This is a genomic window from Micromonospora salmantinae (assembly GCF_022230905.1).
GTDB classification, from domain to species: domain Bacteria; phylum Actinomycetota; class Actinomycetes; order Mycobacteriales; family Micromonosporaceae; genus Micromonospora; species Micromonospora salmantinae.
On record NZ_JAKKFG010000006.1, the window covers coordinates 36,700 to 63,110 of the forward strand.

Genomic DNA, 26,411 nt, shown 5'->3' on the forward strand with positions numbered 1-26,411 from the left:
ACCCTCGGGCCTCCCGGGGGTGCGCGCCTCAGTGGCGTCAGGCCGCCCCGACCACGTCCCGGGTCTGCCGGGCGATTTCCCGCTCCTCGTCGGTGCGGATGACGCAGACGCTCACCTCGGCGCCGTCGGGAGAGATCAACCGGTCGCCCTCGCCGTTGTTGCGGGCGTCGTCCACTGTGATGCCGAGCCGGCCCAGGCCGCCCAGCGCGGCGGCCCGCACCGGCGCGGCGTGCTCGCCGACCCCGGCGGTGAAGGCGATCGCGTCGACCCGACCGAGCAGCGCGTAGTACGCCCCGACGTACTCGGTGATGCGCCGGCAGTACACGTCGAAGGCCAACGCCGCCGCCCGGTCACCAGCGGCTCGGCGTTCGAGCACCTCGCGCATGTCGTTGACTCCGGTCAGCCCGAGCAGGCCGCTGCGGTGGTTGAGCAGGTCGTCGATGTCGTCCACCGACAGCCCGCCCTCGCGGCGCAGGTGGAAGATCACGGTCGGGTCCACGTCGCCGCTGCGGGTGCCCATCACCAGCCCCTGCAACGGGGACATGCCCATCGAGGTGGCGACGCTGCGACCGTTCGCCACCGCGCAGGCGCTGGCCCCGTTGCCAAGGTGCAGGGTGATCGTGTTGACCTGCTCGTACGGGCGGCCCAGCAGCTCGGCGGTGCGCCGGGACACGTACGCGTGCGACGTGCCGTGAAAGCCGTACCGGCGGATGTCGTACCGTTCGGCGGTTTCCCGGTCGATCGCGTACGTCGCGGCGGCCTCCGACAGGGTGTGGTGGAACGCGGTGTCGAAGACGGCGACCTGCGGGACGTCCGGCAGCGCCGCGCGGGCCACCTCGATGCCGGCCAGGTTGGCCGGGTTGTGCAGTGGGGCGAGCGGCACCAGATCCTTGATCGCGGCCAGCACGGCGTCGTCGACAAGTACCGGCGCGCTGAACGTCCGGCCACCGTGCACCACCCGGTGTCCGACCGCCGTCAGCCCGGCCAGGTCCAGCCCGTCCAGGATCTGCCGGACCGCCTCGGCGTGGTCCGCCGGGCCGCCACCGGGCTCACCGATCCGCTCGACGGTGCCGTGGTCGAGTGCCCGGTCACCGTCGTAGCGGCGCCACTTCACCGACGACGACCCGCAGTTGAGCACCAGTACCCGACTCACGACGCCTCCTCGGTGGCCGCCTGGATGGCGGTGATCGCCACGGTGTTGACGATGTCCGGCACCGTGGCGCCCCGCGACAGGTCGTTCACCGGCCGCCGCAGGCCCTGCATGACCGGGCCGACGGCGACCGCCCCGGCCGAGCGCTGCACCGCCTTGTACGTGTTGTTGCCGGTGTTCAGGTCCGGGAAGATGAAGACAGTGGCGTGCCCGGCGACGGGGCTGTCGGGCAGCTTCGTGGCCGCCACCGCCGGGTCAATCGCCGCGTCGTACTGGATGGGCCCCTCGACCAGCAGGTCGGGCCGGCGCTCCCGGACCAGCGCGGTGGCCGCGGCGACCTTCTCCACGTCGGCGCCCGCGCCGGAGCTGCCGGTCGAGTACGACAGCATGGCCACCCGGGGTTCGATGCCGAACCGGGCGGCGGTGTCGGCCGACGAGATCGCGATGTCGGCGAGCTGGGCCGCGTCCGGGTCGCGGTTGACAGCGCAGTCGCCGTAGACCAGCACCCGGTCGGCGAGCAGCATGAAGAAGACGCTGGAGGCCACCGAGACGTCCGGCAGCGTACGGATGATCTCGAACGCCGGCCGGATGGTCGCGGCGGTGGTGTGCGTGGCGCCGGAGACCATGCCGTCGGCGCGGCCGGTGGCCACCATCAGCGTGCCGAAGTAGTTGGGCTGCGCCACGATGTCGTGCGCCAACTCGGCGGTGACGCCCCGGTGGGCGCGCAGCCGGGCGTACTCGGCGGCGAAGTCGTCGCGCCACTCGCTGGCACCCGGGTCGACCACCCGCACGTCGCCGAGGTCGATGCCCAGCTCCCGAGTGCGTCGGGCGATGTCGTCCGGCCGGCCGAGCACCGTCAGCTCGGCCACCCCACGCCGTAGCAGGATCTCCGTCGCGCGCAGGATCCGCTCGTCGGTGCCCTCCGGCAACACCACGTGCCGGGGCTTCGAGCGGGCACGATCGATCAGCTCGTTCTCGAACATCAGTGGGGTGACCCGCGCCGACCGGCTGACCCGCAGTCGACGGGCCAGGTCGTCGGTGTCCACACAGCGCTCGAACGCGCCGAGCGCGGCCTCCACCTTGCGGGGATTGGACGCGCTGGGCCGGCCCTCGATGCGACTGGACGCGGCGACCGTGTCGTAGCTGTCGAGACGCACGGAGAGCACCGCCAACCCGGTGTTGAGCCCCTCCACCAACCGCATGACCCTGGGGTCGGGCTGCTCGCCGAGGGTGAGCACCAGCCCGGCCACCGACACCTGCCCGGCCACGTGCGCGGCGCTCGCGGCGACGAGCAGGTCGGCCCGGTCCCCAGGGGTGATCACCAGGGCGCCCTCGGTGAGGTGGCCCAGCAGGGTCGGCACGTGCGCCGCGCCGACCACGAAGTCCAGCACGTCGCGACCGAGCGCGGCGTCGTCCCCGGCCAGCAGGGTGGCGCCGAGCGCCGCCGCCACCTCGGCCACCGTCGGCGCGGACACGCTCGGCACCTCCGGGATGGCGTAAGCGGGGACCGGCAGGTCGGGCAGCGTCATCGGCCCGGTCACCCGGTTGGCGATCACCGCGAGCACCGTCGCGCCGAGGTCGGCCAGGTCGTGGTACGCCCCCCGCATCGCCGACGCGACGGCCGCCGGCTCCTGCCCGAAGCCGTCCACTACCGGCACCACCACGCTGCCGAACTCCGTGGCCAGCCGGGCGTTGAAGGCCAGCTCCCGGGGGTGGGCCGGGTCGCCCGGCTCGTCGAAGTCACTGCCCACCACTACCACCGCCGGGCACTGCCGCTCCACCGCCCGGTAGCGCTCGACGATCGCGGAGATGAGCTGTTCCCGTCGGCCGTCGGCGACCAGCGCCGAAGCCTCGGCGTAGCTCGCCCCGGCCAGTTCGGACAGCGGCACCTCGACCCGGTAGCGCTCGCTCAGCAGGGCGAGGATCGGGTCCTGGCCGGTGTCGGCCACCAACGGCCGGAACACGCCGATCCGCCCGACCTGGCGGGACAGCAACTCCGCCAACCCGAGGGCAATCGTCGACTTGCCCCCGCCGGACCCCACGCTGGTGAGGTAAACACTCCGAGCCACGTTCCCACCCCCTGCCCGTTGATCAAGAAGTTTGCGTCAGCTCCGGCCCCCATCGTGACCGAAACTTCTTGATCACCGGGTGCGGAACGGGGTTAGGCGTCTTCGTCGTCGGGGTCGTCCAGGCGGGCCAGGTAGGTTGCCAGGCGTTCGATGGGGGTTTCGAAGTCGGGGTTGAGGTCGACGAAGTCGCGCAGGCGCTCGCCGAGCCACTCCAGGGTCACCTGCTCGTCGCCCCGGCGCTCGACCAGCTCCTCGATGCCACGGTCGGTGAAGTACATGGGTACGTCCTTGTGCTCGGCCCGGCTCGGGCCGGGCGGATGAGATGGCGGGTGGACCGACGGAGCGGGGCAGGACCGTGTGAAACGGCCCTGCCCCGGCTTCCGTGCTCAGGTCAGGTCACGGGCGGGGGAGAGCCGCCTCGATCAGCGCGTTCTGCTCGACCTCGTGGGTCTTGGCCGAGCCGACCGCCGGGGCGGCCGCGGCCGGGCGGGAGATCCGCCGCAGCCGAACGTCAGTGAGGTGCTCCAGCAGGTTGAGCGCGACGAACGACCAGCCACCCTGGTTGGCCGGCTCCTCCTGCACCCAGGCGAAGTCCTCGGCGTTCGGGAACTGCCCGAGGGCGGCCCGGATCTCCTCCACCGGCAGCGGGTACAGCTGCTCCAGCCGGAGGATCGCGGTGTCGGTGACGCCGCGCTCCTGTCGGGCCTGGAACAGGTCGTAGTAGACCTTGCCGGAGCAGAGCAGCACCCGCTTCACCGCCTCCGGCGCCGGGGCGGCCGTGTCACGCAGCACCGGCTGGAAGGTGCCGGTGGTGAAGTCCTCCACCGACGAGACGCAGAGCTTGTGCCGCAGCAGCGACTTCGGCGTGAACACCACAAGCGGCTTGCGCTTGGGCGACAGGGCCTGGCGGCGCAGCAGGTGGAAGTAGTTCGCCGGGGTCGTCGGGATGGACACCCGCATGTTGTCCTCGGCGCACATCTGCAGGAACCGCTCCGGCCGGCCCGAGGTGTGGTCCGGGCCCTGACCCTCGTGGCCGTGCGGCAGCAGCAGGGTGATGGCGGAGCGCTGGCCCCACTTCACCTCACCGGACGAGATGAACTCGTCGATCACCGACTGGGCGCCGTTGACGAAGTCGCCGAACTGGGCCTCCCAGGCGACGAGGGCGTTGATGTTCTCCACCGAGTAGCCGTACTCGAAGCCCATCGCCGCGTACTCGCTGAGCAGCGAGTCGTGCACGAAGAACCGGGAGCGGTCGCCGTCGCCGGTGAGCGACTTCAGCGGCAGGTAGTCGTCGCCGGTGCGGGAGTCGACCACCGAGGCGTGCCGCTGGACGAACGTGCCGCGACGAGAGTCCTGCCCGGCGAGCCGGACGGTGACCCCGTCGTGCAGCAGCGCCCCGAGCGCGATGATCTCGCCGAAGCCCCAGTCGATGTTGCCCTCGACGGACATCTTGGCCCGCCGGTCCAGCAACTGCTGGATCCGCTTGTGCGGGGTGAAGCCCTCCGGCAGGTTGATGTGTGCCTCGCCGATGGCCTTGACCACCGACGCGTCGGTGGCGGTGTCGACCTGCGGCTCCGGCTCCTCCTCGCGGCGTGGCCGGTTGAGCTGGCGCGGTGCCGAGGCGGCGTCCCGGGTGGCCTTGAAGACCTTCTCCAGCTGCGCCTGGTAGTCGCGCAGCAGCTCCTCCGCGTCCTCCACGGTGATGTCACCGCGGCCGATCAGCTCCTCGGTGTAGAGCTTGCGGACCGAGCGCTTCGAGTCAATGATCTTGTACATCTGGGGGTTGGACATCGACGGGTCGTCGCCCTCGTTGTGCCCGCGCCGGCGGTAGCAGACCATGTCGATCACGACGTCCTTGTTGAACGTCTGCCGGTATTCGAAGGCCAGCCGGGCCACCCGGACCACGGCCTCCGGGTCGTCGCCGTTGACGTGGAAGATCGGCGCCTGGATCATCCGGGCCACGTCGGTGCTGTAGAGGCTGGACCGGCTGTACTCAGGGGCGGTGGTGAAGCCGACCTGGTTGTTCACCACGACGTGCACGGTGCCGCCGGTGCGGTAGCCGCGCAGCTGGGACAGGTTGAGCGTCTCGGCGACCACGCCCTGCCCGGCGAAGGCGGCGTCACCGTGCACCGCCAGCGGCAGCACTGTGTAGCCCTCCAGCTTGAGGTCGATCCGGTCCTGCTTGGCCCGGACGATGCCCTCCAGCACCGGGTCGACGGCCTCCAGGTGCGACGGGTTGGCCACCACCGACACCTTGACCGCGTGCTCGCCGTCGGGGGTGGTGAACTTGCCGTTCTGACCCAGGTGGTACTTCACGTCGCCGGAGCCCTGCGTCGAGCGCGGGTCCAGGTGACCCTCGAACTCCGAGAAGATCTTCTCGTACGGCTTGCCGACGATGTTGGCCAGCACGTTGAGCCGACCCCGGTGGGCCATGCCGATGACGACCTCGTCCAGCCCGTTCTCGGCGGAGGACTCCAGCACCTCACCGAGCAGCGGAATCAGCGACTCGCCGCCCTCCAGCGAGAAGCGCTTCTGGCCGACGTACTTCGTCTGGAGGAAGGTCTCGAACGCCTCGGCGGCGTTGAGCCGGTTGAGCACGTGCTTCTGCTCGTCGGCGGACGGCTTCTCGTACTTGCGCTCGATCCGTTCCTGGACCCAGCGCCGCTCCTCCGGGTCCTGGATGTGCATGTACTCGATGCCGACCCGGCGGCAGTACGAGTCGCGCAGCACGCCGAGGATCTCGCGCAGCTTCATCCGCTGCCGGCCGGCGAAGCCGTTGACCGGGAACTCGCGGTCCAGGTCCCACAGGGTGAGCCCGTGCTGGAGGACATCCAGGTCGGGGTGCTTGCGGATCTTGAATTCCAGTGGGTCGGTGTCGGCCATCAGGTGACCGCGCACCCGGTACGCGTGGATCAGCTCGTGCACCCGGGCGGTCTTGTTGATCTGACCCTCGGAGTTGACAGCGACATCGCGCATCCAGCGCACCGGCTCGTACGGGATGCGCAGCGCGGTGAAGATCTGGTCGTAGAAGCCGTGCTCGCCCAGGATCAGCTCGTGCATCACCTTGAGGAACTCGCCGGACTGCGCGCCCTGGATGATCCGGTGGTCGTACGTGCTGGTCAGCGTGATGATCTTGCTGACCGCCAGCTCGGCCAGGGTGGCCTCGGACATCCCCTGGTAGGGGGCCGGGTACTCCATCGCGCCGACGCCGATGATCGCGCTCTGCCCCTGCATGAGCCGCGGCATCGAGTGCACGGTGCCGATGCCGCCCGGGTTGGTCAGCGAGATCGTGGTGCCGGAGTAGTCCTCCATGGTCAGCTCGTTGCGCCGCGCCCGTCGGACCACGTCCTCGTACGCCTGCCAGAACTGCCGGAAGTCCATCTGCTCGCAGCCCTTGATGGAGGGGACCACCAGGTTGCGGCTGCCGTCCGGCTTGGCGAGGTCGATCGCGATGCCGAGGTTGACGTGTGCCGGGCGGAGCACCGCCGGCTTGCCGTTGGCCTCGGCGAAGGAGTTGTTCATCTCGGGGTGCTGGACCAGCGCGCGAACCATCGCGTAGCCGACCAGGTGGGTGAAGCTGACCTTGCCGCCCCGCCCGCGGGCGAGGTGGTTGTTGATCACGATGCGGTTGTCCACCAGCAGCTTGGCCGGGACCGCGCGCACGCTGGTCGCGGTGGGCACGCTCAGCGAAGCGTCCATGTTCTGGACGATCTTCGCCGCGACGCCCCGCAACGGCGTGGTCTGCGGGCCGTCGGCACTCGGCGCGGCGGCCTTGGCGGCCGGCGTGGCCGCAGCGGCCTTCTCGGGTGTGGCCTTCGGCGTGGCCGCGGCGGCGGGCTTGGCCGGCGCCGGCTGGGCGGCGGCCGGCTTGCTCGCGGTCGCCGGCTTGGCCGGGGTGCTCGGCTGGGCGACAGTGGCGGCCGCCTCCGGCTGACCGTCCGGCTCCGGGGCGGCGGCCGGCTTGTCCGACGATTCGGCGCCGCGCGGGGTGCCCGCTCCCGGTGCCGGTCGGTAGTCGGCGAAGAAGTCGTGCCAGGCCGAATCGACGCTCGATGGGTCGGCGAGGTAGCGCTGGTACATCTCCTCGACGATCCACTCATTCGGGCCGAAACCCGCCAGTGGGTTCTCCTGCGAAGTCTGCTGGGTCGACACGGCCGGTAATCGCCTCTTTCACGCGGGTTTGTGTGGCACGCGGTGGGTCCGTCGCGCCCGATTAGGAGCACGGACTAGACGGCTCCCAGGCTACGCCGTACCGATCCCGCAGGCATTTCCGCCTCGGTCCCGTGGCCGGTTTCACAGAAGATGCCAGAAGTTCAGCAACGCCTGCGCGCACCGTGTCGAACTGGTAACACCCCGGCCCTCGCGCGGCCGGTCACCGATGGTGAGGCCCGACCCCGGGGCGGTCAGCCTGTCGTCGCCGCCCCGGAGTCGCAGACGCCATCAGGCGATGTCGCGCCGCCGGGTGAGCAGGACTCCGGCGATTCCGCTGACCAGCGCGTAGCCGATCAGCACCAGGGCCCCGACCCACCAGGACGGGGTGAATTCCGAGGTGCCCTCCGTGATCATGACCTGGGATGCCACAGCGGGCCAGATCACCTGCCACTTGAGCACCGCCTGGCTGTCGAGCACGTTCGACAGGAGCAGGAACAGCAGACCCACCACCTGGGTGCCGATCAGATAGAGCACCGCCGCCGTGATCACCGCACCGAGCTGGTTGGTGATCAGCGTGCCGATGCCCACCCCGAGGATCGTCCAGATCGCGTAGGCCAGCAGGTTGAACAACAGCGCCCGCTGCACCGGCCACTCACCGAGCTGAGTGCCGTAGTCGTTGGCGGACAGGAAGATCGCGCCGGCGGCCAGGTCGATGAGCGTGGTCGCCAGCCAGAACATGAAGCCGAGCAGGCTGGCGGCGACGAGCTTGCTGACGATGACCGACGTTCGCCGGGGAGTCGTCAGGAACGTCGTGGTCGCGGTCTGGTGGAAGAACTCGTTGGTGACCATCAGGATGCCGATGAGCATCACGAACATCAGCCCGAGGTACTGGCCCGAGGTGTAGAGGTTCGCCGCCTGCGCCGGCGCGGTGGCCTGCTCGGCGCTGACGCCGATTTCCTCGGCGTCGCCGCCGAGCGTCGTGACGGCCAACCACGCGTTGATCGCGAACGCCAGGGCGATCGAGAGGAACGCGCCGAGGGCCAGCCACCACCAGGTGCTGGTGGTACGGATCTTGAGTAGCTCGGATCGGACCAGGTTCATCGGATGCCCGCCTTTCCGGCCGTCAGCTCCAGGAAGACCCGTTCCAGATCGGGCCGTTCGGTGGTCAGTTCGTGCAGCTCGACCCCGGCCGCGAGGGCGGACCGGCCGATCGTCGGGGCGTCCACCCCGCCGACCAGCAGCACACCCTGCTCGTCGGTCTCGATGGTCGCCGACTGCGCCTTGAGGGCGGCGGTCAACGCCTCGGCCTGCGGGGTGCGGACCCGGACCCGGGCGCCCTGGGCCATCGACCCGAGCACCTGGTCGACCGGTCCCTGCCGGACCAACTGCCCGGCCGCGATGATCACCACGTCGTCGGCGAGGAGCTGCATCTCCGACAGCAGGTGGCTGGAGACCAGCACCGTACGACCCTCGTGGGCGAGGTTCTTGAGGAACCCACGCATCCACCGGATGCCCTCCGGGTCCAGCCCGTTGGCCGGCTCGTCGAGGATCAGCACGCGGGGGTCACCGAGCATCGCGGCGGCGATGCCGAGCCGCTGCTTCATGCCCAGCGAGTAACCCTTGAACTTGCGCTTCGCCGCCGGGGTGAGCCCGACCAGGGCCAACGCCTCGTCGGCCCGCTGCTTGGGCAGCCCGGCCGCCGCGCAGATGACCCGAAGGTGGTTGATACCGGTGCGGCCCTTGTGCGCGCTGGACGCCTCCAGCACCGCGCCGACCTGCCGCAGCGGGTTGGCGAGGTCGACGTACCGCTGGCCGCTGATGGTGGCCGTGCCGGCGGTCGGCGTGACCAGATTCAGCAGCATGCGCAGCGTGGTGGTCTTGCCTGCGCCGTTCGGGCCGAGGAAGCCAGTCACCCGTCCCGGCGCCACGGTGAAGGACAGGTTGTTCACCGCCCGGACGTTCTTGTACTGCTTCGTCAGACCGGACACCACGATCTGACCGTCGCTGGTGGGGCTTCGCTGCCCGTCAGTCATCGTTCTCCTCCCGTGTGTGGCGTCGAGGTACGCCGTGGCACAGCGTGACGGCCCGTGGCAACAAGGTCAATCAGGCGCGGTCGGTACGTTTGCCTCCGTCGCGGGGTGGAGGCGACTCATCCCTGCGGACTACGGCAGGGGTTCAGCGGGCGATCCAGGTTGCCCGCGCCGCGCCGAGCAACGACCCGTCCGGGCCGTACAGGCTGGTGTGCACGAGCGCCTTGCGCCCTTCGACGCGCAGCAACGCCCCGGTCACCACGCACTCGTCGCCCGGCCCGGGCAGCGCCGCGACCACTGCGGCGATCCGCCCCAGCAGGTACGGGCGGCCCGGCGCGAGCACCGCCCAACCGCCGGGGCAGTCCAGCGCGGCCCAGACCGTGGCCGCGCTGACCTGTTCGGGCGCGCGGAACGGCGCGGCGGTCCGGCCGTCGGGCAGCCGGCCGGGGAAGATCCGCAGCCCGTCGGCCCGCTGCGGCCCGCAGACATAACAGCTGGGGAACGGATGCTCGACCAGGCCGGGGTAGCGGGCCGCGGCGGCCACCGCCGTCTCCAGGTCGACCGGGGGTACGACGGCATCGAGCACCCCGGCCGGGCGCACCTCGGCCACCAGTTCGCCGGCCGGGTCCCGGACCTCGCCGTCGGCCAGAGTCAGCTCGGTCTCCAGCGGTGGTGGCCGGCGCAGCGTCACCTCGACCGGCTCGCTGCCGCCCGCCTCGGCGGCGAAGATCCCCGCGCTCCAGCCGCCGTTGCCGGAACCGGCGGGCCCGTTGTAGCGGGTTTCGATGCGCATCCTCGACCTCCGGTGGTGCGTGTCGGCGCCGTCGCCGGCCTGGTCCGGCAGCCTCGCACGGTCTGCGCCGGGCGTCGCTAGCGGTCTCGCCTGCCGGCGTTCATCCGATCGACACCAGTGGTCCCCGTGAATGGCAACCCGGGCACCTACACAGATCCCATGGCCGTTCTGCATGCCGCTGGCGCACCCCTGAAGACCAGCGGATACACCCTGCTGATCGCCGACGACCCCACCCAGGTCGCGGCCGCGCAACGCCTGCGCCACGAGGTGTTCGCCACCGAACTCGGCGCCACCCTCCTTCCCGGCGAGGCCGGGTTGGACGTGGACCCCTTCGACGCGTACTGCGACCACCTGATCGTCCGCGAGGACAGCACCGGCGAGGTGGTCGGCACGTACCGGCTGCTGCCGCCGGGGCGCACCAGCCGGCGCTACGCCGAGGACGAATTCGACCTGAGGCCGCTCGACCCGCTCCGCGACGACCTGGTCGAGGCGGGCCGGTCCTGCGTGCACCCGGACCACCGCTCCGGCGCGGTGATCAACCTGATGTGGGCCGGCATCATCCGGTACCTGCACCTGCGCGGCTCCCGCTGGCTCGGCGGCTGCGCCTCGGTGCCGGTGGCTGACGGCGGGCGGACGGTGGCCGAGGTGTGGAGCCAGGCCCGGGCCCGGCACCTGTCGCCGCCGCCGCTGCGGGTCCGCCCGTTGCGGCCCTGGTTCACCGAGGCGGCTGCCGCCGGCCCGGTCGCCGCTGCCCCGGCCGGGCGGGTGACGGTTCCGCCGCTGCTGCGTGGCTACCTCCGGCTCGGCGCGTGGATCTGCGGCGAGCCTTCGTACGACAGCGACTTCGGGTGCGCGGACTTCTACGTCCTCTTCTCCCTGGACCGGATGAACCCGCGCTACCTGCGGCACTTCCTGGGCGGTGAGCAGCGGTGACCGCCGTGCCGCGCGACCTGTGGCGGCCCTCCTCGGGCTGCGACGACGACTGCCTGCCGGCGGCCGGCGAGGTGCCCACGGTGCCGGTGGCCCGCCGGGTGCTCCGGCTGGTCGCCGCGCTCGGCATGCTGCTGGCCGGGATCCCCGTGGCGGCGCTGCTGCCGGTGCTGCCCAGTCAGGAACGCAAGGCGCTGCTCAGCGGCTGGGCGCGGGCCACCGCGCGCGCCTTCGGCGTCCGCCTCGTGGTCCGGGGTCGGTTGCCCCGGCGGCGCGCGCTGCTGGTCGCGAACCATGTCTCCTGGCTGGACATCCTCGCGGTGCTGGCGGTCGCGCCCACCCGGATGGTGGCGAAACGGGAGGTCCGCTCCTGGCCGGTGGTCGGACTGCTGGCCGCGGCGGCGGGCACTGTCTTCGTGGACCGCGCCCGGCCGCTGGCGCTGCCGAGGACCGTCGCCCGGGTGGCCGACGCGCTGCGCGCCGGGCGGTCGGTGGCGGTCTTTCCGGAGGGTACGACGTGGTGTGCCGGGAACGGTGCCACCGACTGCCGCCCCGGCGGTGGGTTCCGGCCCGCGACGTTCCAGGCGGCCATCGACACGGGCAGCCCGGTGGTTCCGTTGCGGCTCAGCTATCGCTGCACGGCCACCGGGTCGACCACCACGGCGGCCGCCTTCCTGGGTGCGGACACCCTGCTGCGCTCGGTGGCACGGGTGGTCGCGGCGCGGGAGCTGGTGGTCTCGGTGACGATCGCCGCCGCGCTGCACCCGGCCCGTGACGCCGACCGGCGGTTGCTGGCCCGGGCCGCCGAGTCGGCCGTACACCTGGTGCCGACGGTGGGTGCCGTGGCGCGGGCCCGGCTGCGGCCGGTGCCGACGGTGACCCCGGTCGTTCCCCTGCCGGCTCCGCTCGTCGATCGGGAGCTGGACCTGGCGGCCTGAGGGGAGCACGCCGAGCGCCGAGCCGGCGACCAACTCGCGACCTGTCTTGTGGTGTCGCGATGTATCGCGTTACATTCTCCTCCTGTTCGGCGTGCCTCCCGCGCGTCGTCGAGAGGGGGACGCCATGGCCGGATGGACGGTCGAGAGCCCGCAACGGCTCACAGTGGACACTCCGGTCGTCCGGCTGGACGTTCGACTGATCAGTGGGCGGCTCAACGTGGTCGCCACCGACGGGCCGACCCGGATCGACGTGACCCAGGTCGGCCGTCGGCCGGTCCTGATCGACCACACCGACGGTCGGCTCAGCATCCGTCAGGAGCGCGGTCGGGGCTGGTCGGACGTCCTGCGCTGGTTCCGGATGATCCACCGCTATCCCCGGGTGGACGTATCCGTCGCCGTACCCGCCGACGTCCTCGCCGATCTGGGTCTGGTCGCGGGCTCGCTGGTCGCCTCCGGCCTGCGCCGGCAGACCACCGCCAACGTCGTCGCCGGCCAGATCACCCTGATGGGGCTGCGCGGCAGCACCTCCGCGAAGCTCACCTCGGGGCCGGTGGAGGCGCTCGGCGTCCGCGGCGACCTCACAGTGGAGACGGTCTCCGGGGAGGTGATCCTCGCCGACAGCGCCGCCGACCGGGTACGGGCACAGACCGTCTCCGGCGCCATCACGTGCGACCTGGACAACCCCCGGCGCAGCGAGATCCGGTTGACCACCATCTCGGGCAGCATCACCGTTCGGGTCCGCGCCGACAGCGACCTCGCCGTTCAGCTGAACACCGCCTCCGGCCGGATCACCAGCGGCTTTCCGCAGCTGCGCACCTCGACGTTCCCACTGCCCAGCAGTGAGGGGGTGCTCGGCGCCGGCGAAGGTAAGCTCTGGGCTTCCGCGACCTCGGGGAGCATCGCCCTGCTCGCCCGAGCCGTCGACGACGATGGGGAGGAGCTGCCGTGACCGCCGTGTTCAGCCACGGGCGGCTCCGGCTCTACCTGCTCAAGCTCCTCGACGACGGCCCGAAGCACGGCTACGAGCTGATCCGCCTGCTGGAGGACCGGTTCCTCGGGCTGTACGCGCCCAGCGCCGGCACCATCTACCCCCGCCTGCAGCGGCTGGAGGTCGAGGGTCTGGTCAGCCACACCGCGGCCGGCGGCCGCAAGACGTACGACATCACCGACGCCGGCCGGGCCGAACTGCGTCAGCGGGCCGGTGAGTTGACCGCCCTGGAAACGGACATCGCGGCCTCCGTGGCGGACCTCTCCAGCCTGGCCGGCGAGATCCGCAGCGAGGTACGCGGATCGGCACGCGACCTCAAGCGGGAGTTGAGCGAGGCCACCCGGCAGACCCGACGGGCCCGGTGGGAGGCGCCCGCACCGCAGCCCAGGCCGGCGTCGACCACCGGGCCGCAGGCCGAGCTGCGCGACGAACTCGACAAGCGGCTGGCCGCGTTCACCGCCGAGGTGGGCCGGCTGATGCACGCCCGACAGTTCAGTGACACCCAGCTGCGCACCGCGATCCGGCTGCTCGACGGCGCCCTGGACGGGTTGCGTCGGCTGCTGCGCTGACCGGCGTCGCCGGATGGTCAGCGACTCACAGCCTTTTTTCAGGAAGCGTCCAGCGCTGGCGCAGTGACGTCACCGATGATGGGCACATGCCCGCTACCCAGACCGAGGCGCGACTGCTTGTCGTCGAGGACGACCCCAACATCCTCGAACTGCTCTCCGCGAGCCTGCGGTTCGCGGGCTTCGACGTGGCAACCGCGACAAGTGGAAGCGCGGCGCTGAACGCCGCCAAGGACCACCGGCCCGACCTGGTGGTGCTCGACGTGATGCTCCCCGACCTGGACGGCTTCGAGGTCATCCGGATGCTCCGCGAGGGCGGCACGCGTACCCCGGTGGTGTTCCTGACCGCCCGGGACGCCACCGACGACAAGATCCGTGGGCTGACCCTGGGCGGCGACGACTACGTCACGAAGCCGTTCAGCCTGGAGGAGCTGACCGCGCGGATCCGCGCCGTGCTGCGCCGCACCACCACCGGCGAGCAGGCCCCGTCCCGGCTCACCTTCGCCGACCTGGAGTTGGACGAGGAGACCCACGAGGTGCACCGGGCCGGTCAGCGGGTGCAACTCTCGCCGACCGAGTTCAAGCTGCTGCGGTACCTGATGCTCAACGCCAACCGGGTGCTGTCCAAGGCGCAGATCCTCGACCACGTCTGGAACTACGACTTCCGGGGCGACGACAACATCGTCGAGTCCTACATCTCCTACCTGCGGCGCAAGGTCGACACCACCCAACCCCGGCTGATCCACACTCTTCGCGGCGTCGGGTACGTCCTGCGCAAGCCGGCGGCGTGAACGCGGTCCAGCAGGCGAAGGGACGGGTGCGGGGCGTCCCACTGCGGATCAAACTGGTCGCCTCGGTGCTCGCGCTCGTCTCCGGCGCGCTGGTGGTGATCAGTGTTTCGACCGCGTACTTCCTGCACAACTATCTGGTCGACCAGATAGACCTTGAGCTGCGTGACTCGGCGGGCCGGATTCAGTCGATGATGCCCTCATCGAATGTCGTCTCGCTGCCCAGCGACTACGTGGTCGTGCTGACCAGCCCGACCACCGGCCAGGTGAAGGACTTCGCGTACGACAAGTCCCGCTTCACGGCGGCGGATCTGCCGCCGTGGCCGAGCGACGCTGCCGGTTTCGAGGTGCAGGAAAAGGCCCAGGACGGCAAGCCGCGCACCGTCCGCGCGCGGGACAGTTCGCTGCGCTGGCGAATGCTCTACACGGAGCTGCCGAACGGCCAGATGGCGGCGATCGGCGAACACCTGACCGATGTCGACCTCGCCGTGAAACGGCTGGCCTGGATCGACCTGCTGGTCGGGGGGTCAGTGCTGATCATGCTGGCCTCGGTCGGCGCGGCGATCGTCCGGACCAGCCTCAAGCCCCTCGTCGAGATCGAACAGACCGCCGCGGCGATCGCCGGCGGTGATCTGACCCGCCGGGTGCCCGACCCGGAGGAGGGACAGGCCGAGCCGACCTCGGAGCTGGGCCGGCTATCCCGTGCGCTGAACGCGATGCTCACCCAGATCGAGGCGGCGTTCACTGCCCGAGCCGCGTCGGAGACCTCGGCCCGATGGGCGGAGAGCGCCGCCCGGGACGCCGCCGCCGCCGCTCAGGCGTCCGAGGCGCGGGCCATCCGCTCCGAGGAGCGGATGCGGCAGTTCGTCGCCGACGCCTCGCACGAGCTGCGGACTCCGCTCACCACCATCCGTGGCTTCGCCGAGCTGTACCGGCAGGGTGCCGCCCGTGCGCCGGAACAGACCGCCGGCCTGCTGCGCCGGATCGAGGACGAGGCCGCCCGGATGGGGCTGCTGGTGGAGGACCTGCTGCTGCTCGCCCGGTTGGACATGGAACGGCCGCTCTCGCTGACCCCGGTGGAGCTGCCGGTGCTCGCCTCCGACGCGGTGCAGGCCGCCCGGGCGATGGCACCGGACCGGCGGATCGAGCTGGAGATCGCGCCCGAATCCGGCCCGCTCGTCGTCTCCGCCGACGACGCGCGGCTACGGCAGGTGATCGGCAACCTGGTCACCAACGCGCTCACCCACACCCCGGCGGAGGCCGAAGTCCGGGTACGGCTGCGCGCCGAACCGGGTGGCTTCGCCGTTGTGGAGGTGGCCGACACCGGTCCCGGCCTCTCGGCCGAGCAGGCGGAACGCGTCTTCGAACGGTTCTACCGGGCCGACGCGGCCCGTACCCGGCGGGCCGACGGCAACACCGGCACCGGCCTCGGCCTGGCCATCGTGGCCGCCTTGGTCGCCGCCCATCACGGTTCGGTCGAGGTGGCCGAGACGCCCGGCGGCGGGGCCACGTTCCGGGTTCGGCTGCCACTGCTGCCGCAGGTCGACGGAGCGGGCGAGTGACTTTCAGCCAACTTCCAGGACGGTTCCAGGTTGATTGCAGTGCCGGAGGAGAAGGTAGTGCCATGACCGAGTTCGAGTCCGACCCGCAGCGCCGGCCGGCCCCCACCGACGCCGAGCCGTCGCACCCCACCGCCGAGCTGCCGCGTGACGAGCGCGTGCAGTCCGACTCCCCGACCACCCCCGTACCGGTCGTCTCGACCGGCGGCGACCCGACGCTCGCCTCCACCACCGGTGACGCGGAGACCACAGCCGCCACGCCGGTCGGGTACCCCGGCTCCGCCGCGCCCGCCGGCCAGCCGACCGCCGCTCAGCCGACCGGGTACGAGCCGTCGACCGGCTACGAGCGCCCGGCCGCCGCCGCGTCCGCGCCGCCCTACCCGGTCTCCGGTCACCCGGCGCCCGGCCAGCCCGGCTACCCGCAGCCGGCCGCCGGCCACTACCCGGGTGCCCCCTGGTACCCGGGCCAGCAGTCCGGCTGGGCCGGCGGGGGCCAGCCGGGCATGGCGTACGCCCAGCAACAGCAGCACCCCGGGCAGCACGCCCAGCACCCCGGGCAGCACCCGCACCACCCGGGCCAGCCGGTCCCGCCGTGGGGCCCGCAGGTCGCGCCGCCCGGCAGCGGCCCCCGGCCGGGTCGGATCGCCAAGTTCGCCGGTGCCGGTGTCGCGGTGTTCGCCCTGATGCTCGGTTCCGGCGTGGCTGGTGGGGCACTCGCGCTCGCCCTCGACGGCGACGGCGGTGGCATCACCCGTACCTACTCCGCGGCTCCGGTGATCAATGGAGCCGACCTGCCGAAGATCGCCGCGTCGGTGCAGGACAGCGTCGTCTCGATCACCACCGGCAGCGGTGAGGGCTCCGGGGTGGTGCTCAGCGCCGACGGATACGTGCTGACAAACAACCACGTTGTCGCGTCCGCCGCCGGCGACGCCGTGCGGGTGGTCTTCGCCGACGGCAAGACCGCCGACGCGAAGATCATCGGCACCGACCCGAAGACCGACCTGGCCGTGGTGAAGGCCAACGGGGTGAGCGACCTCAAGCCGGCCAAGTTCGGCGACAGCGACGCCATGCAGGTCGGCGACCAGGTGCTCGCCCTGGGCAGCCCGCTCGGTCTGCAGGGTTCGGTGACCTCGGGCATCCTCAGCGCCCGGGACCGCACCATCCGGGCCGGTGAGGGTCAGCCGCAGGACCCGACCCAGCAGCAGGGCCAGCCGGTCAGCTCGATCTCCGGGCTGCTCCAGACGGACGCCCCGATCAACCCCGGCAACTCCGGCGGCGCCCTGGTCAACACCCGGGGCGAGGTGATCGGCGTCAACACCGCCATCGCGACCTCCGGGCAGAGCACCGGCAACATCGGTGTCGGGTTCGCCATCCCCAGCAACAAGGCCAAGGACGTCGCGGGCAAGCTCCAGCGTGGCGAGAAGGTCAGCCACCCGTCGCTCGGAGTCGGCGTCAACCAGGCCGAGGGCGGCGGGGCCCTCGTCGCGTCGGTCACCCCGGGCAGCCCGGCGGAGAAGGCCGGCCTCCAGCGCGGCGACGTCGTCACCCGGTTCGGCGACAAGCCCGTCAACGACTCGGACGACCTGGTGGGCGCGGTGCAGGCCGGCAAGGTCGGCGACCGGGTCGAGGTGCAGTTCAAGCGCAACGGTGTCGAGAAGACGGAGACCGTGACACTCGCCGAGACGTCCTGACCAGCTGTCTGAACCTGCTTCCTCCCTCCGGCGGCGGGTGGCGGGGCCGAGGGGGTCGGCTCCGTCACCCGCCGCTTTTTTCCGCCCGGACGGCGGTTCACCCGGATCGGGTGAACCGCCGTCACCCGTCCGCCCGGCAGTTTCGGAGGGCGACGACCGGAACCGGGGGTGGGTGCCATGACCGAGGTGGTGGGTGTCCGCGACGACCAGCGGATCCAACGCGACGTTCTGGCCGAGCTGGCCTGGGACGCCCGGCTGCAACCGAACGAGATCGGGGTGACCGTCGACCAGGGCGTGGTCACCCTGACCGGATTCGTGGACGGTGCCGCGCGCGGCTGGGCCGCGACGCGGTGTGCGCAGCGGGTTCGCGGCGTACGGGCGGTGGCCGACGAGATGGAGGTGCGGCTGCCCGGCACTCCGGGGCGTACCGACGCCGAGGTCGCCAACGCCGCCACCCGCGCCTTGGAGTGGGACAGCTTCGTACCCGCCGAACGGCTGGACGTGACAGTGGCAAACGGCTGGCTGATGCTGCGCGGTGAGGTCGAGTTCGGGTGGCAGCGGCGGGCCGCCGAGGGCGAGGTGCGCCGGCTCGACGGCGTACGGGGGATCACCAACCTGATCGAGGTACGCCCCGCGGCGCCACCGGCCGCCGAGCGGCTGCGACGCGACGTCCAGCGGGCGCTGCTGCGCACGCTCGGCGGCGAGCGGGTGACAGTCGAGGTGGACGGCGACACGCTGGTCCTCGCCGGTGTGGTCCGTTCCTGGTGGGAACGCGATCAGGTCGAGCGGGTGGCGTGGTCCGCGCCCGGGGTGCGGGTGGTCCACGACCAACTCCTGGTGGGCGGGTGATCGTCCGCCATGTCCGGTTTACCTGGGACGCCACCGGGAAACCGCCGCCGACCGGCGGTGCCGCCGCACCGGGGAGCAACGGGGAGGACTCGTGGCCGTGAACCACTCGCCTGCGGGCCGCCCCGAGGAGCGGTCGCTGCGCATCGCGATGGTGGTTCCGCCGTGGTTGTCCGTACCGCCACCCGGCTACGGCGGCCTCGAACAGGTCGTCGCCGCCCTGGTTGACGCGCTCTGCGGGCAGGGGCACTCGGTGACCCTGTTCGGCGCCGGCGATGACCACGGCACGGCGGCCGGCGGCTTCGTCTCCACGGTGGCCGAGGTCCAGTACGAGCGGCTCGGCGAGTCACTGCCCGAGCTGGCCCACCTGGCCCGGGTGAATCGGCTGATCAGCCCGGCCGACTTCGACGTGATCCACGACCACACCACGATCGGTCCGCTGGTCGCCGGCCGTCGGGCCGTGCCGACTGTCGCCACAGTGCACGGCAACCCCGTCGGGGAGTACGGCGACGTGCTGAGCGACATCGACGCGGACGTCGCACTGGTGGCCATCTCGCACGCCCAGCGCCGGCTGAACCCGAACCTGCCCTGGGCCGGCACTGTGCACAACGCGCTCGACATCCGCGGCTTCCCGCGCAAGCACACGCCCGGCGCGGGGCCGGTGCTGTGGCTGGCCCGGTTCAGCCCGGACAAGGGCCCGGACACCGCCATCCGGGCGTGCCGGGCGGCCGGACTGCCCCTGCTGTTGGCCGGCAAGTGCAACGAGCCGGCCGAGCGCCGCTACTACGAGCAGGTCGTCGCGCCGATGGTCGACGAGGACGTGACAGTCGTGCTCAACGCGGACCGCGCGACGACGCTGCGGATGCTTGTCGACGCGCGCTGCCTGATCATGCCGATCCAGTGGGACGAGCCGTTCGGCATGGTGATGCTTGAGGCGATGGCCACCGGCACGCCGGTGGTGGCGCTCAACCGGGGTGCGGTGCCGGAGCTGGTGCGGCCGGGGCTGACCGGGCTCGTCGTCGAGCGGTCGGAGGAGCTACCCGCGGCGTTGCTCGCGGCGGAGCGACTCGACCCGGAGGACTGCGTGGCGCACGTCGCCCGGAACTTCTCGGTCGAGCGGATGGCGAGCGGCTACGCCGAGGTCTATCGGCGCTTCGCCCTCGGCCGGCACGACGCCCGTGAACCGGCCCGGGTGCCGGTGCGCTGACCCACCGGTGTCGCCGGGTCAGGCCCCGGTCGCGCCCAGCTCGGCGATGGCGGCGTCGAGCCGAGAGGCGTACGCCGGGCTGATGCCGCCCTCACCGAGACGGACGGCGACCTTCGCACGCAGCCGGGCCACCGGCGGCGCCAGCTCTTCGCGGCCGGAGCTGACCGCCACGGTCAGGTTGCGCAGCTCGTTGCGCAGGTCGAGGGCCACGTCGTCGCGGATCTCGCCGGCGCTCAGGCCGGAGCCGATCAACCCGTCGACGCGGTTCGCGACCTGGGTCAGGGTGCCCGGGTTCGAGGTGGGCGCTCCGGTGGTCGGCTTCGTCGACGGTGCAGCGGTCGGCGGGGACGACGTGATCGGCGCGGACGACTCGGGGGCCGGCGGCTCGGTCGACGGTGTCGTCACCGGCCCGGCGGAGGGTTGCGCCCAGCGGGTCGGTTGCTGTTCGGGCAGCAGGGCCACCCCGGCCAGGGTCACCCCGACGGCCAGCACCAGCAGCAACACCAACCGCCGACGCGACCAGCCCGACCCGGTCGCCGGCTCGCCCGCGTCGGAGGAGGTCGCGCCGTCCGAGGCGTCTCCGTGCTGTCGCTTTGCCGCCGGACCGCCGGCCGTCGCGACGGCGGGCGACTGTGGTGGCAGGGGCTGGGTCGGCACCCGGATGGTCGCCGTCGAGGGCTCGGCGGGCAGCGAGTGATCGCGGAGCGCGGTGGCGACCTGCCGGGCGGTCGGCCGATCGGCCGGGTTCCGGGCGAGGCTACGCAGGCAGATCTGGGCCACCGGTGCGGGCAGTTCCGGTAGGTCGGCCAGCGTTGGCGGCGGACCACTGGCCAGCGCGGCGCTGAGCTGCTCCCAGGTGTCCGCCGGATACGGGACCCGGCCGGTGAGCGCCTCGTGCAGCAGCACGCCGAGTGAGTACACGTCGGTGGACGGTTGGGCCGGCGCGCCGTCGAGACGTTCCGGAGCGACGTACGCCGGGGTGCCGAAGGTCTCGCCGTCCTCGTCCTCGTCGGGCGCGCCGATCCGGGTGGCGATGCCGAAATCGAGCACCTTGACGCCCGTCCCGGTCATCATCACGTTGGCCGGGGTGATGTCCCGGTGCACGATGCCGAGCCGGTGCGCGGCGGCCAGCGCGTCCGCGACCTGCGCGCCCACCTGCACCGCCTCGGCCCAGGGCAGCGGCCCCTCGGTGAGCCGAAGCTTCAACTCCTCGCCGCTGAGCAGCTCCATCACCACGAACGAGGTGATCGAGCCGTCCGGGTCGACCGTCTCGCCGTAGTCGTGCACGGAGGTCAGGTGTGGGTGCACCAACTGGGCGGCGGCTCGTGCCTCCTCGCGCACCATCCCCCGGAATCGCGCGTCGGCGGCGAGTGACGGGGCGAGCACCTTGAGCGCGACCACCCGGTCCAGTACCTCGTCCCGGGCACGCCAGATGACCGACATGCCACCGGCGCCGATCTGGTCCAGAAGTCGGTATCTGCGAGCCAGCAATCGGCCCGGATGCAGCGCTGCCTTCACGGATCGCACCTGCCTCAGGGGTGGGAGCGGTATCAGGTTGCGCGAATGCGTCCTGCCTGTCAACGCCGTCGCCACCGGCCGTCGACGGACGGTGCCTGCCGTGCGCCGACCGCCGGTCGACAGCGGCCCACTGGTCGGCGGCGGGCGCGTGCCAGGATGAGAGACATGGCGGGGGGACCGGTGGCGTTCGTGCTCGGCGGCGGGGGAGTGCTCGGCGCGGTCGAGGTCGGCATGTTGCGTGCCCTGTTCCGGGCCGGCATCCAACCCGACATGGTCCTCGGCACCTCGATCGGCGCGGTCAACGGCGCGCTGGTCGCCGCCGACCCGTCCGAGGCGGTGACCGACCGGCTGGTCCGGCTCTGGGCCTCACCGGAGGCGAGCGAGGTGTACGGCGACTCGGTCGCCCGGCAGGTACGCCGCTTCGCCGCCCGCACCCACCTGCACTCGCCCCGGCCGCTGCGCCGCCTGCTCGAGAACGAGCTGGGGGTGGACACCACCTTCGCCGACCTGCGGGTGCCGTTCCGGTGCTGCGCCGCCCACATCGAGCGGGCCGCCGAGCACTGGTTCGACAGCGGTCCGGTGGTGCCGGCGGTGATGGCGTCGGCCTCAGTGCCGGGCCTGCTTCCGCCGATGGAGATCGACGGCGCGCACTACGTGGACGGCGGCATCGTCAACTCCATCCCGATCGGCGAGGCCGTGGCCGTCGGCGCCCGCCGGATCTACGTCCTCCAGGTGGGTCGGATCGAACGGGAGCTGACCCCGCCCCGTCGGCCGTGGGAGATCGCGCAGGTCGCGTTCGAGATCTCCCGCCGGCACCGGTTCTTCCGGGAGATGGCGGCGTTGCCGGAGGGGGTGGAGGTGCACGTCCTGCCGACCGGCGGGCTCAACCCACGCGACGACACGCCGTGGGCGTACCGGGACATGGCGGCGGTGGGCCGGCGGATCAGCCGCGCGTACACCGCCTCCCGGCGCTACCTCGCCACCCACCTGGAGCGTTGATGCCGCTGCCTCCCCGGTGGCTGCGTCGGCTGCTGATCGCCCCCGCCGTCGTGCTGCTCGCCTTCCTCGTGGTCACCACGTTGCCGATCTGGGCGCTGCTCGCCGCGGCCGCGTCCCCGCTGGTCCCGGGTCGGTTGCGCCCGCTGCGACTGCTCTGGATCGGCTGCTTCTACCTGGTCTGGGACGCCGCCGCGCTGCTCGCGCTCTTCCTGCTCTGGGTCGTCTCCGGCTTCGGCTGGCGGGCCCGGTCCCCGGCCTTCCAGCGCGCGCACTACGTGCTGGCCGGCTGGTTCCTGCGGGTGCTGTTCTGGCAGGCACGCTGGACACTGCGCCTGAGCATCGACGTGGTGGGCACCGACCCGGACACGGCGCTGCCCGGCCGGCCCGAGCTGGTGCTCTGCCGGCACGCCGGGCCGGGCGACTCGTTCATCCTGATCCACGGGCTGGTCAACTGGTTCCACCGTGAGCCACGGATCGTCCTCAAGGACAGCCTCCAGTGGGATCCGGCGATCGACGTGCTGCTCAACCGTCTGCCCAACCGGTTCATCGCGCCGACCCCGGAGCGCGGCGAGGAGACGGTACGCCAGGTCGGGCACCTCGCCACCGGCCTGGACGACAACGACGCCTTCGTGATCTTCCCCGAGGGCGGCAACTTCACCCCCGGGCGACGGCTGCGCGCCATCGCCCGGCTGCGCTCCCTCGGCCTGGAAAGGATGGCCCTGCGCGCCGAGCGGATGCGCCACGTGCTCGCCCCGCAGCCCGGTGGGATGCTCGCCGCGCTGGACGCCGCACCGGGCGCCGGGGTCATCTTCGTCGCCCACACCGGGCTGGACCGGATGCTCACCGTCACCGACGTGTGGCGGGAACTGCCGATGGACAAGCGGATCGTGATGCGGTTCTGGTCGGTGCCGCCGGAGGACGTACCGACCGGACGGCAGGAACGCATCGACTGGCTCTTCGATTGGTGGGCGCAGATTGATGCCTGGATCGCGGCTAATCGGTAAATGTCCGCGTAGGGTGCGGGCGTGGACGAGATCTGCGTGGTGACAACGGTGGTGGACGCGCGTTCGGTCGCCGACGTGCTGGCGGCTGCGGCCGTCGCCGGCAGGCTCGCCGCCTGCGCCCAGGTGGGTGGTCAGGTGGACAGCACCTACTGGTGGCGGTCCGGGATGGAGACGAGCACCGAGTGGTCGGTGCAGTTCAAGACCGCACCGGATCGGCTCACCGCGTTGCTGGACCAGATCCGGGTCAGCCACCCGTACGAGGTGCCGGAGATCCTGGTGTCCAGGGTGGAGAGCGGCAACCCCGACTACGCCACCTGGGTGTACGAGCACACCCGATCCTGAGTACGCGCACTCTGGGTCGCACCCCGGTCGGTTGTCGATGATGACCGGGTGGACGACACCCGTTACCCCTGCCCCGCCTGCGGTGCACCGGCCGATCTGAGCGCCGGTTGCTCCGGCTGCCGCCGCGCGCCCGACCCGATCGCCGCTGAGGTGGTTCGGCTGAGCCGGGAGGTCGCCGAGCTTGAGCCGCAGGTGGAGCGGGCTCGCCGCACGTACACCGAGCTGGCCGGGCGGCTGTCGACCGTGTCCGGGCGGCGAGCCGAACTGGCCGCTGTCGTCCGTGCCGGGTTGGCGGCCTCGGTCGTGGCGCGCCCGGCGCCTGCCGTCGGCCCGGCGCCGTTCATCGGCCCGGGCCCCGGGGTCGCGACGGGTTCGCGGCCGGGCGCGGCGGAAACCTCGACCCGGACGGTCCAGGGCTTGCTCTTCGTCCTCGGTGGACTCCTGTTGGGCACCGCGGCGGTCGTGTTCACAGCGGTCGCCTGGGCGGCGGTGGGGGTCGCCGGACGGGCGTTGATCCTGGTGGCGTTCACCGCGCTCGCGCTGGGCGTACCGCTGTTGGCGGTCCGGCGAGGGCTGCGCGGTACGGCGGAGACCTTCGCCGCTGTGGGTTGGCTGCTGGTGGTGCTGGACGGTTACGCGGCCTGGTCGGTGGACCTGGCTGGCGTGGCCGGCTGGCCGGGCAGCCGGTACGCCGCGCTGGTCGGGGGGGCCAGCGCGGCGGTCGCCGTGGCGTACGGCCGGTGGAGCGGGTTGACGGGGCCCTGGTTCGCCGCCCTGGTGGCCGCCCAGCCGGTGTTGCCGCTGCTCGCCGCCGAGGCCGGGCTGGGTGCGGCGGGGTGGGCGTTGGTACTGCTCGGGGTGGCGTCGCTGAACCTGGCCGTGCTGGCCGCGCTGCGTGGCCGGGGAGGGGCGGCGCAGCTCGTCGGCCGGGTGCTGGCCGGCGCCGGTCACGTCGCCGCGCTGGTGGGCGCCTCGGCGTGCGCGGTGGTGCCGCTGGTCGGTGGGCGGGCGGGGGGCTCGCCACTGCTGGCCGGGGTGCCGCTGTTGCTGGTCGCGCTGACCGGGTTCGGTGCGGCCTGGCTCGTCGGGGGACGGGCGCTGCGGGCGGTGACGGCCGGGTTGCTGGTGCCGGTGCTCGCCGCCGCCCTGCTGCGTCCGGTGGCGGAGCTGAGGCCGTCCCTGCTGTTGCTCGCGGCGGCGACGGTGGCGCTGGGGATGGCCGCCGCCGTGCGGCTCCTGCCGGCGGCGGTGGACGGTGGCGGCGGTTGGCGGACCGGTCCGCGGGCCGGCGCGCTGGTCGTCGCGGGGGGCACGGCGCAGGTGACCGTGTTGATCACCATCGGGCTGGCGGTCGCCGCCGTCGGCCGGTCGCTGCCGCCCTGGGGCGGGGCCGGGACGGGGCCGGACCTGCGCTGGGGTTGGCAGCTGGCACCCGCTGTGGCGCTGGCGATCGGCGCCGCGGTGCTGCTGCTCCCTCGGAACACGCGGGCGGTGCTCGCCACGACCGGCGCGGTCGCCGTGCTGTTCGCCCTGCCCGCCGGCTGGGCGGCCTCCTGGCCTCAGGTGATGGCCATCGACCTGGTCGGCGGGGTCGCGCTGCTGCTCGCCGTGTTGGCCCGCCCGAGCACCCCGTCGGTCGCCCTGCGCACCCGTGCGCTCGGCGGCGCCGTCCTGCTCGGGCACGGGCTGCTCGTCGCCCTGGCCGCCGCGACCGGCGCCCTGGTGGCGCTCGGCGTGCTCGCCGTGGTCGGGCTGGCACTGGCCGTCCGACGGGGGACCGGCGCGTACCGGGAGGTGGCCGGTGCGGGCCTGCTGGTCGGGCAGCTCGCGCTGCCCGGGATCGCGGCCCTGGCGATGTTCGCCGTGGGCGGGCCGCCCTGGTGGCAGGCCCGGCTCGCGCTGGCCGCCGCCGGGCTGTCGCTGGTCGCGGCGCTCGCGGCCCGCCGCCACCGGGTGGAGCTGACCGGGTACGCGGTGACCGGCGCCGTCGCCGCGGTGGCAGTGCCCGGCCTCGCGCCACTGGTCGGGGCGGGTGACGAGCCGCTCGCGCCGTACGCGGCGCTGGCCGCGCTGGGTGTCGCGTTCGTCGTCTACCTGCTGCCGTCGGCGAACGCCTCCGGCCAGGCGGCCCTCGGGGACCGGCCGGCGGCCGACGGGCGCGAATCGGCCCGGTCGGCGCTGTTGCTGGCGGCCGGCGGAACGCTGGCGGCGGTCGCCGTCCTGTCGGCCCTGCCGACGGTGCTGACCGCGCTCGGGTCGCCCTACGGCGGCGGGAACCGGGTGTGGTCGGGGGTGCCCACTGTCGTCGCCGACCCGACGGTGCTCCCGGTCGGGTTCGCGCTGGTCGTGCTGGCGGTGGCCGGCGCGCTGGCCGGTCGGCGGGTCGGCCTGCCGGTGCCGCCCGCGCTGCCGTTCGTCGCGGCGGCGCTGCCGGTGCTGCTCATCGCGGTCGGCGCGCCGTGGCCGGTGCTGCCGGCCGCCGTCCTGCTCGCCGGCCTGGCGGCGCTGCTGTTCACCGCGCTGGCCGCCGCCCGCCCGGCGCTCACGCCGGTCGCCGTGCCGGTGGGCGTGGTGCTGGTGGCCTCCGGTGTGCTCGGTCTGCTGGCCACCAGGGCCGGGACGCTCGCCGCCGAGGGGGCGCTGCTGGTGGCGGCGGTCGCGGTCGCCGCCGGGGCGCGACGGTTCGGGGTACGGGTCGCCGGCTGTCTCGCCGCCGTGGGCGCGGCGTCCGCGTTGGCGGTGACCGCCCCCCTCGCCGGTGGGCTGCCGTTGCGGGCCGCCGCGTACCCACTGCTGGCGGTGGCCGCGTTGGTGCTGGCCGCCGCGGCGGTCGGACGCGCG

Annotated in this window: 21 protein-coding genes; 13 read left to right on the top strand and 8 right to left on the bottom strand. The window is 72.6% G+C overall.

Annotation, left to right across the window (positions count from 1 at the left end):
* Nucleotides 1-37: 37 nt before the first annotated feature.
* The 7 genes from PSH03_RS05880 to PSH03_RS05910 all read right to left on the bottom strand — a co-directional run bounded on the left by PSH03_RS05880 (nt 38) and on the right by PSH03_RS05910 (nt 10,194).
* Nucleotides 38-1,153, bottom strand: coding sequence for an acetate/propionate family kinase (locus PSH03_RS05880; RefSeq protein ID WP_238688482.1), 1,116 nt, complete (start codon nt 1,151-1,153; stop codon nt 38-40).
* Entirely contained in the window at nt 1,150-3,219 is a 2,070-nt protein-coding gene (gene pta, locus PSH03_RS05885) for a phosphate acetyltransferase (RefSeq protein ID WP_238688483.1), read from the bottom strand. Before pta ends, PSH03_RS05880 begins: the two co-directional genes overlap by 4 nt.
* Before the next feature lie 92 nt (nt 3,220-3,311).
* Nucleotides 3,312-3,497, bottom strand: coding sequence for a DUF6104 family protein (locus PSH03_RS05890; RefSeq protein ID WP_007464679.1), 186 nt, complete (start codon nt 3,495-3,497; stop codon nt 3,312-3,314).
* 118 nt (nt 3,498-3,615) lie between these two features.
* The gene (locus tag PSH03_RS05895; RefSeq protein ID WP_238688484.1) at nt 3,616-7,371 is read right to left on the bottom strand and encodes a multifunctional oxoglutarate decarboxylase/oxoglutarate dehydrogenase thiamine pyrophosphate-binding subunit/dihydrolipoyllysine-residue succinyltransferase subunit; all 3,756 of its coding nucleotides are present in this window, start codon (nt 7,369-7,371) and stop codon (nt 3,616-3,618) included.
* Nucleotides 7,372-7,659: 288 nt separating this feature from the next.
* Nucleotides 7,660-8,472 carry an ABC transporter permease gene (locus PSH03_RS05900; protein WP_203121789.1) on the bottom strand — a complete coding sequence of 271 codons (813 nt, stop codon included), beginning with the start codon at nt 8,470-8,472 and terminating at the stop codon, nt 7,660-7,662.
* Nucleotides 8,469-9,404, bottom strand: a complete 936-nt coding sequence (locus PSH03_RS05905; protein ID WP_210785386.1) for an ABC transporter ATP-binding protein — start codon at nt 9,402-9,404, stop codon at nt 8,469-8,471. Before PSH03_RS05905 ends, PSH03_RS05900 begins: the two co-directional genes overlap by 4 nt.
* 142 nt (nt 9,405-9,546) lie before the next feature.
* Entirely contained in the window at nt 9,547-10,194 is a 648-nt protein-coding gene (locus PSH03_RS05910) for a hypothetical protein (RefSeq protein WP_238688485.1), read from the bottom strand.
* A gap of 159 nt (nt 10,195-10,353) precedes the next feature.
* On the opposite strand from PSH03_RS05910, the gene PSH03_RS05915 reads away from it, so the two are divergent.
* The 9 genes from PSH03_RS05915 (at nt 10,354) to PSH03_RS05955 (ending at nt 19,707) form a co-directional block, all read left to right on the top strand.
* Nucleotides 10,354-11,127: a GNAT family N-acetyltransferase gene (locus PSH03_RS05915; RefSeq protein ID WP_210785384.1), complete on the top strand. Its 774-nt coding sequence runs from the start codon at nt 10,354-10,356 to the stop codon at nt 11,125-11,127.
* The gene (locus PSH03_RS05920; protein ID WP_238688486.1) at nt 11,124-12,062 is read left to right on the top strand and encodes a lysophospholipid acyltransferase family protein; all 939 of its coding nucleotides are present in this window, start codon (nt 11,124-11,126) and stop codon (nt 12,060-12,062) included. Before PSH03_RS05915 ends, PSH03_RS05920 begins: the two co-directional genes overlap by 4 nt.
* Nucleotides 12,063-12,186: 124 nt before the next feature.
* On the top strand, nt 12,187-13,011 hold the full coding sequence (locus PSH03_RS05925) for a DUF4097 family beta strand repeat-containing protein (protein WP_210785382.1): 825 nt from the start codon (nt 12,187-12,189) through the stop codon (nt 13,009-13,011).
* Nucleotides 13,008-13,619 (top strand): PadR family transcriptional regulator, encoded by a 612-nt coding sequence (locus PSH03_RS05930; protein ID WP_210785381.1) that lies wholly within the window; start codon nt 13,008-13,010, stop codon nt 13,617-13,619. The genes PSH03_RS05925 and PSH03_RS05930 overlap by 4 nt, the downstream gene beginning before the upstream one ends.
* Nucleotides 13,620-13,705: 86 nt before the next feature.
* Nucleotides 13,706-14,407 carry a response regulator transcription factor gene (locus PSH03_RS05935; RefSeq protein ID WP_030336721.1) on the top strand — a complete coding sequence of 234 codons (702 nt, stop codon included), beginning with the start codon at nt 13,706-13,708 and terminating at the stop codon, nt 14,405-14,407.
* The gene (locus PSH03_RS05940; protein ID WP_238688487.1) at nt 14,404-15,966 is read left to right on the top strand and encodes a sensor histidine kinase; all 1,563 of its coding nucleotides are present in this window, start codon (nt 14,404-14,406) and stop codon (nt 15,964-15,966) included. Before PSH03_RS05935 ends, PSH03_RS05940 begins: the two co-directional genes overlap by 4 nt.
* A 62-nt stretch (nt 15,967-16,028) precedes the next feature.
* Nucleotides 16,029-17,654: a trypsin-like peptidase domain-containing protein gene (locus tag PSH03_RS05945; protein ID WP_238688488.1), complete on the top strand. Its 1,626-nt coding sequence runs from the start codon at nt 16,029-16,031 to the stop codon at nt 17,652-17,654.
* 177 nt (nt 17,655-17,831) lie between these two features.
* Nucleotides 17,832-18,503, top strand: coding sequence for a BON domain-containing protein (locus PSH03_RS05950; RefSeq protein ID WP_210785378.1), 672 nt, complete (start codon nt 17,832-17,834; stop codon nt 18,501-18,503).
* 148 nt (nt 18,504-18,651) lie between these two features.
* Complete coding sequence (locus PSH03_RS05955) at nt 18,652-19,707, top strand: glycosyltransferase family 4 protein (RefSeq protein ID WP_238688495.1); 1,056 nt, start codon at nt 18,652-18,654, stop codon at nt 19,705-19,707.
* Nucleotides 19,708-19,725: 18 nt separating this feature from the next.
* Here the strand turns inward: PSH03_RS05955 and PSH03_RS05960 are convergent, their stop codons facing one another.
* Nucleotides 19,726-21,225, bottom strand: coding sequence for a serine/threonine-protein kinase (locus PSH03_RS05960; RefSeq protein ID WP_238688489.1), 1,500 nt, complete (start codon nt 21,223-21,225; stop codon nt 19,726-19,728).
* 165 nt (nt 21,226-21,390) lie between these two features.
* Between PSH03_RS05960 and PSH03_RS05965 the strand changes: the two genes are divergently transcribed.
* From PSH03_RS05965 to PSH03_RS05980, 4 genes are all read left to right on the top strand, one after another.
* Nucleotides 21,391-22,224 (top strand): patatin-like phospholipase family protein, encoded by an 834-nt coding sequence (locus PSH03_RS05965; RefSeq protein WP_238688490.1) that lies wholly within the window; start codon nt 21,391-21,393, stop codon nt 22,222-22,224.
* Nucleotides 22,224-23,228 (top strand): 1-acyl-sn-glycerol-3-phosphate acyltransferase, encoded by a 1,005-nt coding sequence (locus PSH03_RS05970; RefSeq protein ID WP_238688491.1) that lies wholly within the window; start codon nt 22,224-22,226, stop codon nt 23,226-23,228. Before PSH03_RS05965 ends, PSH03_RS05970 begins: the two co-directional genes overlap by 1 nt.
* Nucleotides 23,229-23,249: 21 nt before the next feature.
* Entirely contained in the window at nt 23,250-23,570 is a 321-nt protein-coding gene (gene cutA / locus PSH03_RS05975) for a divalent-cation tolerance protein CutA (RefSeq protein WP_091406014.1), read from the top strand.
* A 48-nt stretch (nt 23,571-23,618) separates the two neighbouring features.
* Nucleotides 23,619-26,411, top strand: a 2,793-nt coding sequence (locus PSH03_RS05980) for a hypothetical protein (RefSeq protein ID WP_238688492.1), incomplete at its 3' end; no start/stop codon positions are given.